This window comes from Roseateles sp. FW305-36 (assembly GCF_058787015.1).
On record NZ_JBYSZK010000007.1, the window covers coordinates 81,089 to 99,361 of the forward strand.

Below are 18,273 nucleotides of genomic sequence, written 5' to 3' on the forward strand. Positions count from 1 at the left end.
GCAAGGCGTGGGCAGCTGTTCTCATGGCTGCCTAGCCTAACCCGCCCTCCCAGGGTCGGGTTCGCCGCCGTCGTTCTACATTCCGGGCGCTGGCCGGCAACGGCCGAACAACATCAGGGAGGCGTGGATGAACGGGATGGAGATGCGCCAGTGCCGACTGGCGCTAGCGATGGTGACGCCGTTGATGGTCGCGCCCGGCCTGCGGGCTGAGCCGGCGGAAGTCGTGTGGACCCGCAGCGCCGAAGGCTGCCTGGTGGCGAACCCGCAACCCCGGGTCAACGACGGCGTGCAATGGTCGGGACTCTGCCCGGAAGGCAAGGCCGGTGGCGAGGGCACACTGCGCTGGTCCAGGAACGGCGTTCTCTGGAGCATCTACACCGGACAGCTCAAGGACGGGATCGCCATCGGGCCTGGCCGCTTCACCTGGGACTCGGGCGCCCGCTACGTCGGTGACCTGGTCAACGGCTTGCCGCAGGGCCGGGGTGTGAAGACCGATGCGGACGGGAGCACCTACACGGGCGACTTCGTGAACGGCAAGCGCGAAGGCCAGGGCGAATGGGTGTCGCGCTGGGGCGCCCGCTATGTGGGCGAGTTCAGGAACGACCTCTATCACGGGCAAGGCACGCTCCATGCCAGCAGCGGCTATCTGCGCGAAGGCCAATGGGTGGCCGGGCGTCTAGAGGGTCCGGGCACGGTGAAGCTTGTCAACGGTGACCAGTACAGCGGCGGTTTTGTCTCTGACCTCATGTCGGGAGAAGGCGACTATCGCTGGAGCAATGGCGACAGCTATCGGGGGCACTTCGAGCTGAACCAACCCTTCGGCTCGGGGCGCTACCTTTTCGCGAACGGCGCTGAATTCGTCGGCGAATTCAGGAAGGGGCGGCCGCGCGGCTTTGGCACTCTCATCAGAGCCGACGGCAAACGCATCGCTGGCATCTTTGAAAGCGTTCCGTCAGTGGTGACGAGAATCTCACCCCTGCACGAGAGCCCTACTGATCCACAACCGCAGATCTATCAGGTGGGTGCGGAAGTGGTGGTGCTGAATTTCTCATCCGTCGAGTCCGTGCCGCCACGCCCTGTTCGGGCCTACAAACTTGAGAAACCGTTTTGCACTCGCATGGGCAGTCCTGAAGTTCCCTCAGTGAACTGGGTCGGCATCGCGCACCTGCGATTGGTGGCACAAGTCAAAGACGGGCGCGTCACGATCCTTGACATCGTGCCTGTCCTCACACCAGCCAACTTCAAGGCGGAAAGCCGGTTCATCGCTGCCGTCAGGAAGGCCGTGGCCGAAACCTATGAGTGCTCGGGCGAGCATGTCTTTGAACAGGAGTTCAACTTTTCCGTGCAGTAGACCTGGCCGGACAGATCACGCAGCAAACCGCCGCACCGCATCGTAGGGAAACACGTCATGCACATCCCCCGCCAGGATGCGCTGCTTGTGGCCCTGCCAGAAGGCCGCATCCAGCAGCTCCGCGTGGTGGCGCATGAACACTTCACGCACCGTCGGGTTGCCGAGCAGGAAGGGCGCAAAAGTCTCGGGGAAGACGTCGCGCGGCGCGACGCTGTACCAGACCTCCCCTGACATCTCTTCCTCCTCGTTGCGCGGCTCGGGCACGCGGCGGAAGTTGCAGTCGCTCAGGTATTCGATCTCGTCGTAGTCGTAGAACACGACCTTGCCGTGGCGGGTCACGCCGAAGTTCTTCCACAGCATGTCGCCGGGGAAGATGTTGGCGGCGACGAGGTCCTTGATCGCATTGCCGTACTCGATGACGACACGCTCGACCTGCTCGGGCGTGGCCTCCTGCAGATAGATGTTGAGCGGCACCATGCGGCGCTCGATGTAGACATGCTTGAGCACCAGGTCGTCGCCACTCTCTTCCAGCAGGCTGCCGCAGAAGTGCCGGAGCTCGGCGATGAGTTCGTCGTCGAAGCGCTGGCGCGGAAACGCCACCCGCGTGTACTCCAGCGTGTCGGCCATGCGCCCGACGCGGTCGTGGCTCTTCACCAGCAGGTATTTGCTCTGGATCAGCTCGCGCGTCGTGTCCTTGGCGGGCGGGTAGAAGTCCTTGATGACCTTGAAAACGAAGGGCCAGCTCGGCAGGTCGAACACCAGCATGACCATGCCCTTGATGCCGGGCGCGATGCGAAAGCGGTCGCTGCTGTGCCTCAGGTGATAGAGGAAGTCGCGGTAGAAGAGGTTCTTGCCCTGCTTCTGCAGGCCCAGGGCCGAATAGATCTCGGAGCGCGGCTTGCGCGGCATCATGGAGCGCAGGAACTGCACATAGGCGCTCGGCACCTCCATGTCGATGAGGAAATAGGCGCGGGCGAAGCTGAACAGCGCCAGCAGGTCGTCCTCGCCGAACAGGGCCGCGTCGATGTAGAAGCGGCCATCGCCGTCCCGGCGCAGGATGGGCAGGGCGAAGGGCGTCTCGGTGAAGCCGTTGATGATCTTGCCGACGACGTAGGCGCCCTTGTTGCGATAGAACAGGCTGGACAGCACCTGCAGCTGGAAGTTGGCACGCCAGCGGAATTCGCCCAGGCGTTGCAGCACCGCGGCCAGCACGCGGTCGACGTCGCGCTCCAGGTCGACGAACTCGCCGTTCAGCTGGAAGTTGGTGATGACGCGCCTGACCGTGTCGCGCAGCTTGTCCTGGGCCGGGTAGTAGGCGCGGTAGGTCGGCAGGGCACCGGGCGCGTCGTTCTCGATGTACTCGGTCGAGATGGCCGGCCGCACGAAGATGAAATCGTTGTGGAAGTAGGCGTGGTGCAGGATGCGCGTGCAGACCGAGTTGAAGAAGGTCTCGGCCAGCTCGGGCTGGCGGTGGTTGGTCAGCAGCCCGATGTAATGCAGCTTGACCTGCTGCCAGACTTCCATCGGCAGGGTCGAAGCCGCGAAGCGCTCCTCCAGCAACACCGTGGCCTCGACGACGCGGGTGTCGTAGAACTCGATGCGCAGGGCCTGGGCGCGCTGCTGGCCGGCCCAGTCGCCGCGCTCGAAGCGCGCCTTGGCCTCGGCCGAGGTGGCGCGAAAGAGCTGGTAGTGGCGGTCGAAACCACCCAGCAGGGCCTGGGCGATGTCGAAGGCACGGGAGTCGGTGAGCTGGGTGGGAAACACCCGCCCGACTCTACTCAGGCCGCTGTGGCGTAGCGTGACTTGACGGCGGCCAGGGCGCGTCGGTAGGCGGCGTCCACCTGGTCGGCGCTGGCGGCCGTGATGTGCAGGTCTTCCAGCAGGCCGTTGTGCAGGCCATAGACCCAGCCGTGCACGACGACTTCCTGGCCCCGCGACCAGGCGTCCTGCACCACCGTCGTATGGCAGGCGTTGCGGGCCTGCTCCAGCACGTTGAGTTCGCACAGCGCGTCCACGCGCTGGGGCTCGGGCACGCCGTTCAGCCATTCGCTGTGCATATGGCGGACGTCCTGCACGTGGCGGATCCAGTTCTCCACCAGGCCGACACGCATGTCGTAGAGCGCGGCACGCACGCCGCCGCAGTTGCTGTGGCCGACGACGATGACGTGGCGCACCTTCAGGTGGTCCACGGCGAACTGCATGACGGACAGGCAGTTCAGGTCGGAGTGGACGACGACGTTGGCGACGTTGCGGTGCACGAAGAGCTCGCCCGGGAGCAGGTCGACCAATTCGTTGGCCGGCACGCGGCTGTCGGCGCAGCCTATCCACAGGTATTGCGGCGTCTGCTGCTTGAGCAGGCGCGAGAAGAAGCCCGGCTCGCCCGCTTCGGTTTCGGCCGCCCAGCGCTTGTTGTTGTCGAGCAGGTCCTGCAGTTCTTGGTTGTCGTTCATCGTCGTCATGCCGGCATTGTCGCGGGAGCGGCCCAGGAACGGAGCAGTTCCAGCGAAACCCCCATGCCGCCGCAGACTTCGACGAGAACCCGCCTGAAACCGCCGGCGGAACGGTCCACGGCTGCGAGCGCCGCACCGCAGGCCGGCTCCACCAGCACGCGCTGGGCATCGGCAAAGCGCAGGCAGGCCGCCGTAGCCTCGGCATCGCTGACCTGCACGGCCAGCGTCGGGTGCGAGCGCGCCAGCTCCAAGGCCCGGGCCGCCACGCGGCGCGAACCCAGGGACGTGGCAATGGAGGTGATGGCCGGCAGCGCGACCAACTCGCCGGCGTCGAGGCTGGCCTTCAGGCTGGCGGCGCCATGAGTTTCTGCGGCGATGACCGGCATCTGATCCAGCCCATGGCGGCGCAGGCCTTCCACGATGCCGCAGAACAGCCCGCCACCGCCCACCGCCGTGACGACGGCGTCGAACTCGACGCCGGCCTCGACGACCTCGTCGATCAGCGTCGAATGACCGGCCCACAGCAGCGGGTGGTCGAAGGGATGCACATAGGCCGCGCCGCGCTCGGCGGCGAGGCGCACGGCGAATTCATGCGCCTCATCCCACACCGCGCCGTGGCGCAGCACCTCGGCGCCCAGCGCCGCCAGCCGCTGAGCGACGGCGGCGCTGCTGGTCATGGGCAGCACGATGGTGACGGGCAGGCCCTGGGCCAGGGCCGCATGCGCGGCCGCGAAGCCGGCATTGCCGCCGGAGGCGCAAACGATCGCCTTGGCGCCGTCCGCCGCCGACTGCTGCACGAGGCGGCTCACCCCGCGCAGCTTGAAGCTGCCGCTGGGCTGCAGCGCATCCATCTTGAGCCAGACCTCGGGATGGTCGAACAGCCCCGGCGCCGCACGCAGCAGCGGCGTGTTGACGTGCAGGGGTTTCACAGTATTGGTTTGCATCGCGCGCCGATTTGCTGCGGCCGGCGCTACGCGCCTTCACGTCCGCTACGCGGACATGAGCCTTCGCGGATTGGTGCCCAAATCGGCATCACATGGTTTCCGCAAACAGTTCACGGCCAATGAGCATTCGGCGAATCTCACTGGTGCCGGCACCAATCTCGTAGAGCTTCGCGTCACGCCAGAGACGCCCCAGCGGGTACTCGTTGATATAGCCGTTGCCGCCGTAGATCTGGATGCCCTCGCCGGCCATCCAGGTCGCCTTCTCGGCCGTCCACAGGATGACGGAGGCGCAGTCCTTGCGCACCTGGCGCACATGCTCGGCGCCCAGCATGTCGAGGTTCTTGGCGACCGTGTAGGCAAAGCTGCGCGCGGCCTGCAGCACCGTGTACATGTCGGCGACCTTGCCCTGTATGAGCTGGAACTCGCCGATGCTCTGGCCGAACTGCTTGCGGTCGTGGATGTAGGGAACGATGTTGTCCATGACCGACTGCATGATGCCCAGCGGGCCGCCGGTCAGCACGGCGCGTTCATAGTCCAGGCCGGACATCAGAACCTTGGCGCCGCCGTTCAGCGCGCCCAGCACGTTCTCGGCCGGCACCTCGACGTTGTTGAACACCAGCTCGCCGGTGTGTGAGCCGCGCATGCCCAGCTTGTCAAGCTTCTGCGCGATGCTGAAGCCGGGCATCCCCTTCTCGATCAGGAAGGCCGTCACGCCGCGCGCACCCAGCTCGGGCTCGGTCTTGGCATAGACCACCAGGGTGTCGGCATCGGGGCCGTTGGTGATCCACATCTTGGTGCCGTTGAGCAGGTAGTAGCCGCCCTTGTCTTCGGCCTTCAACTTCATGCTGATGACGTCGGAGCCGGCGCCCGGCTCGCTCATGGCCAGCGCACCGACATGCTCGCCGCTGATCAGCTTGGGCAGGTATTTCTTGCGCTGCGCGTCGTTGCCATTGCGCTTGATCTGGTTCACGCACAGATTGCTGTGCGCGCCGTAGCTCAGGCCCACCGAGGCGCTGCCGCGGCTGATCTCTTCCATGGCCACCATATGGGCCAGATAGCCCATGTTGGCGCCGCCGTACTCCTCGGGCACGGTGATGCCCAGCACGCCCAGCTCGCCCATCTTGCGCCACAGGTCCATGGGGAACTGATCGCTGCGGTCGATCTCGGCCGCGCGGGGAGCGATCTCCTCGTCGGCGAAGGCGCGCACGGCGTCGCGCAGCGCGTCGATGTCTTCGCCGAGTTGGAAGTTGAGGCCGGGCAGATTCATGGGGAAAGTCTCCTGTCCGCCCGATCAGCCCCGGAGTAAAACGGGATCGCCGGGCGCATTGATTGACGTAAACGTCAACTGTAGCAAGCAAGACCACAAACCCGCGCCCGAACGAGGAGACGACATGCTGAACCAGATGAGTTTCCAGCGTCGCATCGCCCTGTTGTTGGCCACGGCCGTCGTGGGCGTGATGCTGCTCGTGATCATCAACACCGTCCAGGCCTATGACGACATCATGGCCAGCAGGCGCGAAGTCCTGCAGACGGCCCTGCAATCGCTCAGCAACCATGTGCTGGACCTCCAGCAGCAGGCCAGCAGCGGCAAGATACCCGATGACGTCGCGCAGGCCACGGCGCGTGAGGCCATTCGCGCAGCGCGCTTCGGTGGGGCCGACGGCAAGACCGAATACTTCTACGCCTGGACCCTGGAAGGCGTCAGCGTCATGCACCCCATGAAGCCGGAGTGGGCGGGCAAGAACATGATGGACAAGATCATCGACGGCAACGGCCGCAAGACCTTGCAGGACATGGTGTCCGGCCTGCGCGCCTCGAGCAACGGGCGCGCCTTCGTCGACACCCATTTCCCGCGGCCCGGGGGCAAGGACCCGGTGCCCAAGCTGCAGTACGTCGTCCAGGTTCCGGGCTGGAACTGGATGCTCGGCTCGGGCCTCTACCTGGATGACGTCAAGGCCCTGGTGTGGCGCGCGGCGCTGAAGGAGATCGGCGTCGGCGCCGTCGTGCTGCTGATCACCGTCGCCATGGGCCTGGCCATCGCGCGCAGCGTGCTCGGCCAGCTCGGTGGCGAGCCGCGCGTGGCCATCGCCGCCATGCAGGACGTGGCGCGCGGCGACCTCAGCCTGCGCCTGTCCTCGGCACGCGGAGACAGCCTGATGGGGCAGATGCAGGCCATGGTCGATTCCCTGCGCACCACCATCGGCCAGGTGAGGACCTCCGTCGAATCCATCTCGACAGCCGCCGGCGAGATCGCCCAGGGCAACCAGGACCTCTCCGCCCGCACCGAGCAGACGGCCTCCAACCTGCAGCAAACGGCAAGTTCGATGGAGGAGATGAGCGGCGCCGTCGGGCAGAGCGCGGACACCGCCCGCCAGGCCAACCAGCTCGCCGTGTCGGCCGCCGAGGCGGCGCAACGCGGCGGCAGCGTCGTCGCCCAGGTGACCCAGAGCATGGCGGGCATCACCGACAGCTCACGCCGCATCGGCGACATCATCGGCGTCATCGATGGCATCGCCTTCCAGACCAACATCCTCGCGCTGAACGCCGCCGTGGAAGCCGCCCGTGCCGGCGAGCAGGGCCGCGGCTTCGCCGTGGTGGCCGGCGAGGTGCGCTCGCTGGCGCAGCGCAGCGCCGAGGCGGCCAAGGAGATCAAGACGCTGATCGGGGCCTCGGTGGGCAATGTGGAGCAGGGCGCCACCCTCGTCGAGCAGACCGGCAAGGCCATGCAGGACATCGTGGGCAGCGTCAGCCGCGTGTCCGACCTCATCGGCGAGATCGCGGCCGCCGCCGGCGAACAGCGCGACGGCATCCAGCAGGTCAACCAGGCCGTCACCCAGCTCGACCAGATGACCCAGCAGAATGCCGCGCTGGTCGAGCAGTCCGCAGCCGCCGCCCAGTCCATGCGCGAGCAGGCGCAGCGGCTGGCGGAGGCGGTGGCCGCCTTCAGGTTGGCCTGAGTTCCGGCTGCGGCAGCAGCTGGCGCACGAGGGGGTGGCTGATCTTCTTGTCCGTGCCCACGGCATAGAACTGCTCGGCCAGCCCCTCGGCCAGGCCGACGTTGACGACGCCGTAGCGGCTGGTCAGCGCGTCGTCCACGGCCGTGGCGGCAGGGAAGACGCCCAGGCCTTCGCTGCCGAAGGTGGCCAGCAGTGCGCTGTCCTCGAACTCGCCGGTCACGCGCACGCGCAGGCCGTGCTCGGTCAGCCACTGGTCCAGGCGCGGGCGCAGCGCGGCATGCGAGGTCGGCAGCAGCAGCGGCACGTCGGCCAGCGAGGTGGGGAAGTCGCGCGCCGCGGCGGCCGCCCAGCGCGGGTGGGCATACCAGGCGATGGGTGAGCTGCCCAGGGAATGGCTGTAGACGCGCAGATTGGGGTTGGGCGGCGCCGGCCGATCGGCCAGCACGACGTCGAGACGATGCAGGGCCAGGTCGCCGAGCAGGTCGTCGAACTCGTCCTCGTGGCAGAGCAGGCGCAGTTGCGGCGTGTCGAGGATGGGGGCGAGCAGGCGGTGGGCGACCAGCTTGGGCAAGCCGTCCGAGATGCCGACGGCCAGGCGCACCGTCGGTACGTCGACGGCCTCGCGCACGCGCTCGGACAGGGTCTCGCCCAGCGAGAAGATCTGGTCGGCCACGTCCAGGGCTGCACGGCCGGCCTCGGTCAGCGTGAGGCCGCGGCCGGCGGGCTTGAGCAGTGCGGCGCCCAGGTCCTGCTCCAGCTCGCGCACCTGGGTGGAGACGGTCTGCACCGACAGACCCAGCTTCTCGGCCGCGCGCGTCAGCCCACCCTCCTTGGCGACGGCCCAGAAGTAGTAGAGGTGACGGTAGCTGTAGTTGAGGCTCATATCAACAAGTTATCTCGAAGAAATTCTTCGTGATTCTCTGCTTTTATTTGATGCTTTGGCTATCTACCCTGCGCCTGTTCTTTCAACCGGAGGTCTGCCATGCAAACCCGCCCCATTGCCGTCGCCATGCTCTATGCCGGCACCGTCGACCGCAGCACTGCCCACCGCGTGCTGCGCAACACCTATGCCCTGCTGGCCATGACGCTGCTGTTCAGCGCCGCCATCGCGGGCGCCGCCGTCGCCTTCAGCCTGCCGGCGCCCGGCATCATCCTGACGCTGGTCGCCTATTTCGGCCTGCTGTTCGGCATCCACAAGCTGAAGAACCGCGGCGCCGCCGTCGGCCTGGTGTTCGCGCTGACCGGCTTCATGGGCTGGACCCTGGGACCCCTGCTGACGCGCACCCTGGCCCTGCCGGCCGGCGGCCAGGCCGTCATGCTGGCCCTGGGTGCGACGGGCGCCGTCTTCCTGGCCCTGTCGGCCTATGCGACGACGACCAAGCGCGACCTGTCGTGGATGGGCGGCTTTTTGTTCGCTGGCATGATCGTGGCGGTGCTGGCCGGCCTGGCGGCGATCTTCTTCCAGATCCCGGCACTCGCGCTGACGGTCTCGGCCGTCGTCGCCCTGTTGTCGGCCGGCCTGATCCTGTTCGAGACGAAGCAGATCGTGGACGGCGGCGAGACGAATTACGTGCTCGCCACCGTCAGCCTGTTCGTGTCGATCTTCAATCTGTTCACCAGCCTGCTGCAGCTGTTCGGCTTCGCAGGCTCGGATGACTGAGTAGCGACCGAGAACAGGCCCTGCGGCCTGTTCGACGCGCTACGAAGGCCTGCGACCTGCGAGTCGCAGGCATGAGGCTCAAGCCTGCTTCTTCAGCAGCCACCGATACAGGCCGATGCCGATGCCGGCAAAGGCCAGCAGGCCCAGCACCTGGCCGGCGGTGGCGAAGCTGTCGCCCACCAGGGCCAGCGGCGCACCGTTGCCGCTGAACACGACGATGGCGGCCAGCAGGACGCCCAGCAGGCTCTCGCCGACGATGAGGCCGGAGGCCAGCAGCACGCCGAGCTGCTTGGTGGCTTCGGGATCGCGCTTGGTGGCAGCACGCTTGTCGAACCACCAGCCGGCGACGGCGCCGATGACGATCATCAGGGTGCTGTTCATCGGCAGATAGATGCCCAGGCCCACGGCCAGCGGCGCGAGGTGGGCCTTGCCACCCGACGAGCGCTTCATGACCTCGTCCACGACGATGCAGGCCACGCCGATCAGCGCGCCGATGCCGATCAGGTTCCAGTTCAGGTCGCCCTGGATGACGCCCTTGGCCAGGGCCGAGATCAGCGCGGCCTGGGGTGCGGCCAGCGCCTTCTTGGCGTCGACACCCGGCGCACCGGCAAAGCCGTAGGCCTGGTTCAGCAGGTCCAGCACCGGCGGGATGACGACGGCACCGGCGAGCACGCCGATGATCAGCGCCACCTGCTGGCGCCAGGGCGTGGCGTCGACGAGCTGGCCGGTCTTCAGGTCCTGAAGGTTGTCGTTGGAGATGGTGGCCACCGCGAACACGACGGCCGTCACGAACAGGGCGAAGGCCACCAGTGCCTGGCCGGTGGAGGCCGGCAGCATGGGCTTGACGACCAGGGCCAGCAGCAGCGACACGCCGATGACGACCAGGATGCCGACGCCCGACAGCGGGCTGTTGGACGAGCCGATCAGGCCAGCCATGTAGCCGCAGACGGCGGCGACGAAAAAGCTCATCAGCACGACGTAGACGACACCGCCGACAACGAGCAGGCCGAGTTGGTCGGCCAGGCCGGCCGAGCTCGCGAAGCTCGACAGCATGAAGGCTATGGGCAGCATGCAGGCCAGGGTGATGAGGCCGACGGTGCCGATGGGGATGTCCTGTTCCTGGCGCGGCAGGGTGTCGGCCTTGCCGGCCTTGCGCACGCGGGCCGACATGGCGGCCGAATGCAGGCCGGCGACGACGGGCTTGGCCAGCTTGATCAGCGTCCAGATGGCCGCCACGGCAATGCAGCCGGCGCCGATGAAGCGCACCTTCTTGCTCCAGGCGAACAGGGCCACGGCCTCGGCCGCGCCGTCCACGCCCGAGGTCAGATAGGGCACGCCGCCCAGCCAGGCGATGCAGGCACCCACCAGGATGGCGATACCCACCCACAGGCCGACCAGGTGGCCGACGGCCAGCAGGGCGAAGCTGAAGTTGAGGTCATAACCCGTCGTACCGCTCTTCTCACCACCGGGCAGGCGGAAATACTGGGCCAGATTGGCCGCAAAGAGCTGGGTGGCGACGACGATGCTGAAGCCGGCCGACACCACGGTGCCGGCGATGATGGCCGCCAGGCCCTGGCGGTTGGCTTCGCCGGCGTCGGCGGCATGGCCGACCTTGAGCACCTCGGCGCAGGCCACGCCCTCCGGATAGGGCAGCGGCGAGTTCGTCACCAGCGCCCGGCGCAGCGGGATGGAATACATGACGCCCAGGATGCCGCCCAGGGCGCACAGCGTCATCGACATCCAGTACGGGAAGCCCGTCCACCAGCCGATCATGACCAGGCCGGGCAGCACGAAGATGATGGAAGACAGGGTGCCGGCCGACGAGGCAATCGTCTGCACGATATTGGTCTCGCCGATGGAATTGCCCGCCGCGCGGCGCAGCAGGGCCATGGAGATGACGGCGGCCGGAATGGAGGTCGCGAAAGTCAGGCCGGCCTTGAGGCCGAAATAGACGTTGGCGGCCGTGAAGACCAGGGTGATGACGATGCCGAGAAAGATGCCTCGCAGCGTCAGTTCGGTGCCCAGTTGGGGCGTGGCGGGCGATGAGGTGCTCATGCGACTGTGGGTGGAACGCCGGGTCTGGCGAGGTGGGCATCATCGTGGCAGCCTGCACATTTGCCGGGGCCGGATAACCCTAGACCGCCCCTCAATTGACGTTAACGTCAATTGGCCGCCTAAAATCCCGGTCAAGCAAGGAGACAGCCATGACCGATCTCGCCGCCGACTACAAGGCGCTGGCCGAGTACCGCCCGACCCACAAGGTCCGTTTCGTCACTGCCGCCAGCCTGTTCGACGGGCATGACGCCGCCATCAACATCATGCGCCGCATCCTGCAGGGCATGGGCGCCGAGGTCATCCACCTCGGGCACAACCGCTCGGTGGACGAAGTCGTCACCGCGGCGCTGCAGGAGGATGCTCAGGGCATCGCCATCAGCTCCTACCAGGGCGGCCATGTCGAGTACTTCAAGTACATGGTGCAGTTGCTGAAGGAGCGCGGCGGCGAGCACATCCAGGTCTTCGGCGGCGGCGGCGGCGTCATCGTGCCGGCCGAGATCCGCGAACTGGCCGAGCACGGCGTGCGCATCTTCAGCCCCGAGGACGGCCAGCGCATGGGCCTGCAAGGGATGATCGGCGAGATGGTCATGAAGGCCGACCAGGACTTCAGCGTCTATGCGCCGCAGAACCTGTCCGCCATCACGGGTCACTCCGAATCCGCCTGGCGGTCCCTCGCCCAGCTGCTGACGGCGCTGGAGAACGGCAAGGCCGACGCGGCCATCGTGGACGCCCTGCGTGACCAGGCCAAGACCCTCAAGACGCCGGTCCTCGGCATCACCGGCACCGGCGGCGCCGGCAAGTCCAGCCTGACCGATGAGCTGATCCGCCGCCTGCGCCTGGACCAGGGCGACGCGCTGCGCGTGGCCCTGATCTCCATCGACCCCTCGCGCCGCAAGAGCGGTGGCGCCCTGCTGGGCGACCGCATCCGCATGAATGCGATTTCGCCCTGGGGCCAGGGCGCTCGCGTCTTCATGCGCTCGCTCGCGACGCGCGACTTCGGCTCCGAGATTTCTCCGGCGCTGCCCGACGTCATCGCCGCGGCCAAGGTGGCGGGCTTCGACCTCGTCATCGTCGAGACCTCGGGCATCGGCCAGGGCGACGCGGCCATCGTGCCCCTGGTCAATGTGCCCATGTACGTGATGACGCCCGAGTTCGGCGCCGCCAGCCAGCTCGAGAAGATCGACATGCTGGACTTCGCCGAGTTCGTCGCCATCAACAAGTTCGACCGCAAGGGCTCGCTCGACGCCCTGCGCGATGTGTCCAAGCAGGTGCAGCGCAACCGCGAAGCCTTCACGGTGATGCCGGACACCATGCCCGTCTTCGGCACCATGGCCAGCCGCTTCAATGACGACGGCGTGACGGCGCTCTATCAGGCGCTCAAGCTGCGCCTGGCCGAGCTGGGCCTCAAATTCGGCGAAGGCCGCCTGCCGCGCGTCGACACCCGCCACAGCACCCACCAGACCCCCATCGTGCCGGCGGCGCGCGTGCGCTACCTGGCCGACATCAGCGACACCGTGCGCGCCTACAAGGGCCGCGCCCGCAAGCAGGCAGCCCTGGCCCGTGAGATCCAGCAGCTGGAAGCCAGCAGCGCGATGCTGCTGGCCGCCAACCCCGACAAGAACGGCGCCCGTACCGCGCTTGGCGATCTGGCCGAGCAGCGCAAGGCCAGGCTCGACGGCGACGCTCGTCAACTGCTGCAGCAGTGGCCCGACATGGTCAAGGCCTATGCCGGCGACGAGTACGTCGTGAAGATCCGCGACAAGGAGATCCGCACGGCCCTGGTCACGCAAAGCCTGTCCGGCACCAAGATCCGCAAGGTCGTGCTGCCGGGCTATGAGTGCCATGGCGAGCTGCTGAAGTGGCTGATGCTGGAGAACGTGCCCGGCAGCTTCCCCTACGCCGCCGGCGTGTTCGCCTTCAAGCGCGAGGGCGAGGACCCGACCCGCATGTTCGCCGGCGAAGGCGACGCCTTCCGCACCAACCGCCGCTTCAAGCTGGTCAGCGAGGGCATGCCCGCCAAGCGCCTGTCCACGGCCTTCGACTCGGTGACGCTGTACGGCGCCGACCCGGCTCCGCGGCCCGACATCTACGGCAAGGTCGGCAACTCCGGCGTCAGCATCGCGACGCTGGACGACATGAAGGTGCTCTACGACGGCTTCGACCTGTGCAGCCCGACCACGTCGGTGTCGATGACCATCAACGGCCCCGCGCCGTCCATCCTGGCCATGTTCATGAACACGGCCGTCGACCAGAACCTCGCCAAGTTCAAGGCCGACAACGGCCGCGAGCCGACGGCCGACGAAGCCGCCAAGATCAAGGACTGGGTGCTGGCCAATGTGCGCGGCACCGTGCAGGCCGACATCCTGAAGGAAGACCAGGGCCAGAACACCTGCATCTTCTCGACCGAGTTCAGCCTGAAGGTCATGGGCGACATCGCCGAGTATTTCGTGCACCACAACGTGCGCAACTTCTACTCGGTGTCGATCAGCGGTTATCACATCGCTGAAGCCGGCGCGAACCCGATCTCGCAGCTGGCGCTGACGCTGTCGAATGGCTTCACGTTTGTGGAGGCCTATCTGGCGCGCGGCATGCACATCGACGACTTCGCGCCCAATCTGTCCTTCTTCTTCAGCAACGGCATGGACCCCGAGTACACGGTGCTGGGCCGCGTCGCCCGCCGCATCTGGGCCGTCTCCATGCGCGACCGCTACGGTGCCAATGAGCGCAGCCAAAAGCTGAAGTACCACGTGCAAACGTCCGGCCGCAGCCTGCATGCGCAGGAGATCGCCTTCAACGACATCCGCACCACGCTGCAGGCGCTGATCGCGGTTTACGACAACTGCAACTCGCTGCACACCAACGCCTACGACGAGGCCATCACGACGCCGACCGACGAGAGCGTGCGCCGTGCCATGGCCATCCAGCTCGTCATCAACCGCGAGTGGGGCCTGGCCAAGAACGAGAACCCGTCGCAGGGCGCCTTCATCATCGACGAGCTGACCGAGCTGGTCGAAGAGGCGGTGCTGCGCGAGTTCGAGCGCATCAGCGAACGCGGCGGCGTGCTCGGCGCCATGGAGACCGGCTACCAGCGCGGCCGCATCCAGGAAGAGTCCATGCACTACGAGATGCTCAAGCACACCGGCGAGTACCCCATCATCGGCGTCAACACCTTCCGCAACCCCAAGGGCGAGGCGGTACCTGAACACATCGAGCTGGCGCGTTCGACGGACGAGGAGAAGCAGTCGCAGCTGACCCGCCTGGCCGAGTTCCAGCAGCGCCACGCCGCTGAATCGCCGGCCATGCTGGCGCGGCTGCAGCAGGCCGTCATCGAGAACAGGAATGTGTTCGAGGTGCTGATGGACGCCGTCAGGGTTTGCTCGCTGGGTCAAATTACCAGCGCCCTGTTCGAGGTGGGTGGCCAGTACCGCCGCAGCATGTAAGCGACCCTAGACTCCGCCCAAACACGGGAGGGGTCTGATGGATACACCGACTTTCGAGCGCATGATCGCTCGGCTGGAGTCTGAAAGCGCAGAGCGGCCGGGTGCCTACCAGGCCAAGGTCGCGCTGCTGGCCCTGCTCGGCTTTGTGCTGCTGGCCCTCGTCGTCAGCATGTCGGGCCTGGGCCTGCTGCTGATCGCCGGCGCCGGTGTCGCGCTGCTGATGACCGGCGGCAAGGCGCTGATCCTGCTGCTCAAGCTCGGCAAGCTGCTCTTCCTGCTGGCCATCCCGCTGTGGCTGCTGCTGAAGTCGTCCATGCAGGCGCTGTTCGTGCGCCTGCCCGCGCCCCAGGGCCGCGAGCTCGAGCGCAGCGAGGCGCCCGCCCTCTTCGACGCGATGGACAGCATGCGCGAACGCATGCAGGGCCCGCGCTTCCACCACGTCCTCATCACCGACGACGTCAACGCCGCTGTCGTGCAGCGCCCCGCCTTCGGCCTGTTCGGCTGGCCGCGCAACTACCTGCTGCTGGGCCTGCCGCTGCTGGAGGCCATGACACCGGATGAAGCCCTGGCCGTCGTCGCCCACGAGTACGGTCACCTCGCCGGTTCGCACGGCCGCTTCGGCGCCTTCATCTACCGGCTGCGCCTGACCTGGGGCACGGTCCAGGCCGTCACCAGCCAGTGGCCGGGCTGGGTGGGCGCCAGTGCGCGCAAGGCCCTGGGCTGGTACGTGCCCTACTTCAATGCCTACACCTTCGTACTGGCGCGGACCAATGAGTACCAGGCCGATCGCGCCAGCGCCGACCTGGTGGGCGCCGAGGTGGCGGCGCACGCGCTCAAGCGCGTCAACCTCGCCGCGCCGCGGCACGAAAGCTTCATGGACGCCGTCGCCAACGGCGTGCGGGAAGCGCCTCAGCCGCCTGCAGACCTGACCCTGCGCTGGGCCGCCATCGCCGTCGACGCCCCGCCCGCCGACCAGGCGCGGGGCTGGCTGGACCGGGCCCTGCAGCGCCTGCCCATGCCGCAGGACACCCACCCCGCCCTGCGCGACCGCCTGAAGGCGCTGGCCACCCGGGCCGAGCTGGCGGAACTGCCGCCGCTGGCGCTGACCACCAGCGCCGCCCAGGCCTGGCTGGGCGCCGGCCTCGACGCCCTGCGCCAAAGCTTCGCCCGCGACTGGCTGGACCGCGTGAACCAACCCTGGCGTGAACGCCATGCCGAGGTGCAGGCCGAGCGCGAGGAACTCGCGGGCCTGCTGGCCCTGGAATCGCCCGACCGTGACCAACAGCTGCGGAGCGTGTTGCTGCGCCAGCGCCTGGAGACGGGTTTCGACGCGGTGGCGGCGCTGGTGGACTTCAACGCTGCGCACCCCGGCGACGCCGTCGGCGTCTTCCACGAAGGCGTGGCGCGGCTGGAGGCCGGTGACGAGACCGGTCTGGCCCTGCTGGACCGCGCGATGACGCTGGATGCCGAATGCACCGGCCCGGCCTGCCAGCGCGCCTTCGCCTTCCTGAGCGAGCGCGGCGACGCGCGTGCCAAGCTCTACGTGGACCGCTTCCATCAGCGCGAGGAGCTGGAAGTGACGCGCCACCGGCAGGCCGTCGAGTTCAACGTCAAGCACGAGCTTCGCGCGCCCGACGAGCTGCCCGCCGAAGCACTGCAGCGCTGCCGCGAACTGATGGCCACCCACCGCCAACACGTCGCCGAGGCCTACCTCGCCCGCCGCGTACTGCCGGCAGACCCGACGCTTGTGACCTATGTCGTCGCCGTGCGCCTGGACGCCATCAGCCGGCTGCTCGGCCGCGGCGAGAAGGTCATCCAGCAGGTCTCGGCACCGGACTGGCCCATGCCCTGCTTCTTCATCGTGCTGGAGAAGAACTACAAGCCGCTGCGCAAGCGCCTGCAGGCCCTGAGCGGCGTGCGGCTGCTCTAGTGCGAGCCAGCGTTACTGCCCGCGGCAGCGCTGCTCGAAAGCCGCCGCCAGGCGCTCCAGGTCGGCGCGCTCGCCGGCGTTCATCTCGGCCTCGCGCAGGCGGCGGCTGCGGATGTTGTTGCGCAGCTCCACGCATTGCGCGAACTCGCGCTCCTGCCGGGCCTTGGCCAGGGCCACGGCGCGGCGCTCCTGCAGCGACCGCGAGCGCGCGTCCTCCATCAGCTGGTTGACCTTCTCGTTGGCCTCCTGCTCCTCGGCGTAGCAGTCGCGCTGGTAGCGGTAGTCGAGCTGCTGGCGCGTCGTCTCGTCGGTGCTGCCGTCGTTGTTGGCCTGGTTCAGCTGCTCGCGCAGGCGCAGGCAGCGCGTGCTCATGAACTGGCTGGCCTCCGGCGCCTTGGGGCCGGTGCGGGCGATCTGCGTGGACTCGGCTTCCGGGCAGGGGCGGTCGCTGAAGGCCGTCGTGCCGTCCGGCTTGCGGCATTTGTAGACGCCACCGCCATCGGCCCAGGCCATGCCGGCCAGCGACAGCAGGACCAGCGCGGCCCAGCCCCGGCGTGCGTGGATCACAGCTTCTGCTCCCGGTCGCTGCTGCTGCCGTAACGGCGCTTGTAGCGGAACTTCTCGAAGTATTCGCGTGCCGTCAGCCCGTCCGCGTTGCGCGCCGCCTTGGGGGCGCCGGCCGCAATCAGCGTGTCGATGATGGCGTCCGAGCTGCCGACCGCGGCCAGGTGCAGGGGCGTGTTGCCCTGCCGGTCCTGGGTGAAGACGGAGGCCTGCAGGCGGACCAGCTCCGCCACCGCGTCGTGCCGACCTTCCTCGACGGCCCAGTGCAGGGCGGTGCGGCCCTGGTCGTCCAGCGCGTTGATGTCGGCACCGGCCGACACCAGGGGGCCGATGGACTTCAGCGCGGCGTAGTGGATGGGCAGGCGGCCACCGCCGTCGGGCGCGTTGATGTTCAGGCCGCGCGAGGTCAGGAACACCAGCGTCTGTGCGTCGACGCCGTTGCGAGCCGCCAGGTGCATGATGCCGACGCGGTTGGGCGTCTGCTGATTGGGGTCGAGCTTGAGTTCCTCGATGAAGAACTTCATCCGGTCCAGCGTCGGCTTGGCCGCCGCCTGCTGCAGCAGCGTGCCCTTGTCCAGGGCACCGACATTGCGCGGCTCGGCGCCGTGCTTCACCATCCAGCGCAGGGCCGGGATGCTGCCCGAGCCGGCGTTGTCGTAGAGCAGGCGGTTCATGCCGACGGCGCCGACGCGCGCGGCGGTCCTGTCCAGGTCAATCATGCCGCTGGCATCGGCCATGCCGCCCATCAGCATCATCTCGCGAAGCTCGGGCCCGAGGCCGGCCACGTCCTGCGTACTGCGCCGCGCCATGCTGCACCAGGTCAGCAGCGAGATGGTGACGACCAAGGCCGCCGCCCGCAGGCCGATGCCCAGCCAGTTGATGCCGTCCCGCTCCACTCGTCTCTCCCTGCTTTTCTAGGCAG

At 67.6% G+C, this 18,273-nt stretch carries 13 protein-coding genes; 5 read left to right on the forward strand and 8 right to left on the reverse strand.

Annotated features, from left to right (window positions below):
- The first annotated feature begins 127 nt into the window (after positions 1-127).
- Positions 128-1,351, forward strand: coding sequence for an MORN repeat-containing protein (locus AC3WOE_RS14565; protein WP_492691379.1), 1,224 nt, complete (start codon positions 128-130; stop codon positions 1,349-1,351).
- A gap of 15 nt (positions 1,352-1,366) precedes the next feature.
- Here the strand turns inward: AC3WOE_RS14565 and aceK are convergent, their stop codons facing one another.
- From aceK to AC3WOE_RS14585, 4 genes are all read right to left on the reverse strand, one after another.
- The gene (gene aceK / locus AC3WOE_RS14570) at positions 1,367-3,115 is read right to left on the reverse strand and encodes a bifunctional isocitrate dehydrogenase kinase/phosphatase (RefSeq protein ID WP_492691380.1); all 1,749 of its coding nucleotides are present in this window, start codon (positions 3,113-3,115) and stop codon (positions 1,367-1,369) included.
- Positions 3,116-3,129: 14 nt separating this feature from the next.
- On the reverse strand, positions 3,130-3,801 hold the full coding sequence (can, locus tag AC3WOE_RS14575) for a carbonate dehydratase (RefSeq protein ID WP_492691381.1): 672 nt from the start codon (positions 3,799-3,801) through the stop codon (positions 3,130-3,132).
- Positions 3,802-3,806: 5 nt separating this feature from the next.
- A complete protein-coding gene (locus tag AC3WOE_RS14580; protein WP_492691382.1) occupies positions 3,807-4,745 on the reverse strand; it encodes a pyridoxal-phosphate dependent enzyme in 939 nt (312 codons plus the stop codon).
- A gap of 88 nt (positions 4,746-4,833) precedes the next feature.
- Positions 4,834-6,012, reverse strand: coding sequence for an isovaleryl-CoA dehydrogenase (locus AC3WOE_RS14585; protein ID WP_492691383.1), 1,179 nt, complete (start codon positions 6,010-6,012; stop codon positions 4,834-4,836).
- Between the two features lie 124 nt (positions 6,013-6,136).
- Here AC3WOE_RS14585 and AC3WOE_RS14590 point away from each other — a divergent pair, with 124 nt between their 5' ends.
- Complete coding sequence (locus AC3WOE_RS14590) at positions 6,137-7,702, forward strand: methyl-accepting chemotaxis protein (protein WP_492691384.1); 1,566 nt, start codon at positions 6,137-6,139, stop codon at positions 7,700-7,702.
- Here the strand turns inward: AC3WOE_RS14590 and AC3WOE_RS14595 are convergent.
- A complete protein-coding gene (locus AC3WOE_RS14595) occupies positions 7,689-8,585 on the reverse strand; it encodes a LysR family transcriptional regulator (protein ID WP_492691385.1) in 897 nt (298 codons plus the stop codon). The two genes, AC3WOE_RS14590 and AC3WOE_RS14595, sit on opposite strands and share 14 nt — an antisense overlap.
- 99 nt (positions 8,586-8,684) lie before the next feature.
- Between AC3WOE_RS14595 and AC3WOE_RS14600 the strand changes: the two genes are divergently transcribed.
- Entirely contained in the window at positions 8,685-9,362 is a 678-nt protein-coding gene (locus AC3WOE_RS14600) for a Bax inhibitor-1/YccA family protein (protein ID WP_492691386.1), read from the forward strand.
- Positions 9,363-9,440: 78 nt separating this feature from the next.
- Here the strand turns inward: AC3WOE_RS14600 and AC3WOE_RS14605 are convergent, their stop codons facing one another.
- A complete protein-coding gene (locus AC3WOE_RS14605; protein ID WP_492691387.1) occupies positions 9,441-11,417 on the reverse strand; it encodes an OPT family oligopeptide transporter in 1,977 nt (658 codons plus the stop codon).
- Between the two features lie 149 nt (positions 11,418-11,566).
- Here AC3WOE_RS14605 and icmF point away from each other — a divergent pair, with 149 nt between their 5' ends.
- Both icmF and AC3WOE_RS14615 read left to right on the forward strand, forming a co-directional pair.
- A complete protein-coding gene (gene icmF / locus AC3WOE_RS14610; protein WP_492691388.1) occupies positions 11,567-14,857 on the forward strand; it encodes a fused isobutyryl-CoA mutase/GTPase IcmF in 3,291 nt (1,096 codons plus the stop codon).
- Positions 14,858-14,894: 37 nt separating this feature from the next.
- On the forward strand, positions 14,895-16,787 hold the full coding sequence (locus AC3WOE_RS14615; RefSeq protein WP_492691389.1) for a M48 family metalloprotease: 1,893 nt from the start codon (positions 14,895-14,897) through the stop codon (positions 16,785-16,787).
- Between the two features lie 12 nt (positions 16,788-16,799).
- Here the strand turns inward: AC3WOE_RS14615 and AC3WOE_RS14620 are convergent, their stop codons facing one another.
- Together AC3WOE_RS14620 and AC3WOE_RS14625 are read right to left on the reverse strand one after the other, a co-directional pair.
- Positions 16,800-17,354 carry a DUF4124 domain-containing protein gene (locus AC3WOE_RS14620; RefSeq protein ID WP_492691390.1) on the reverse strand — a complete coding sequence of 185 codons (555 nt, stop codon included), beginning with the start codon at positions 17,352-17,354 and terminating at the stop codon, positions 16,800-16,802.
- Positions 17,351-18,247: an ankyrin repeat domain-containing protein gene (locus AC3WOE_RS14625; RefSeq protein ID WP_492691391.1), complete on the reverse strand. Its 897-nt coding sequence runs from the start codon at positions 18,245-18,247 to the stop codon at positions 17,351-17,353. Before AC3WOE_RS14625 ends, AC3WOE_RS14620 begins: the two co-directional genes overlap by 4 nt.
- Positions 18,248-18,273: the final 26 nt, after the last annotated feature.

Coding starts and splice junctions, on each gene's coding strand:
- AC3WOE_RS14565 (WP_492691379.1), top strand. CDS start 128: ATGAACGGGATGGAGATGCGCCAGTGCCGACTGGCGCTAGCGATGGTG.
- can (WP_492691381.1), bottom strand. CDS start 3,801: ATGAACGACAACCAAGAACTGCAGGACCTGCTCGACAACAACAAGCGC.
- AC3WOE_RS14580 (WP_492691382.1), bottom strand. CDS start 4,745: ATGCAAACCAATACTGTGAAACCCCTGCACGTCAACACGCCGCTGCTG.
- AC3WOE_RS14585 (WP_492691383.1), bottom strand. CDS start 6,012: ATGAATCTGCCCGGCCTCAACTTCCAACTCGGCGAAGACATCGACGCG.
- AC3WOE_RS14590 (WP_492691384.1), top strand. CDS start 6,137: ATGCTGAACCAGATGAGTTTCCAGCGTCGCATCGCCCTGTTGTTGGCC.
- AC3WOE_RS14595 (WP_492691385.1), bottom strand. CDS start 8,585: ATGAGCCTCAACTACAGCTACCGTCACCTCTACTACTTCTGGGCCGTC.
- AC3WOE_RS14600 (WP_492691386.1), top strand. CDS start 8,685: ATGCAAACCCGCCCCATTGCCGTCGCCATGCTCTATGCCGGCACCGTC.
- AC3WOE_RS14605 (WP_492691387.1), bottom strand. CDS start 11,417: ATGAGCACCTCATCGCCCGCCACGCCCCAACTGGGCACCGAACTGACG.
- icmF (WP_492691388.1), top strand. CDS start 11,567: ATGACCGATCTCGCCGCCGACTACAAGGCGCTGGCCGAGTACCGCCCG.
- AC3WOE_RS14615 (WP_492691389.1), top strand. CDS start 14,895: ATGGATACACCGACTTTCGAGCGCATGATCGCTCGGCTGGAGTCTGAA.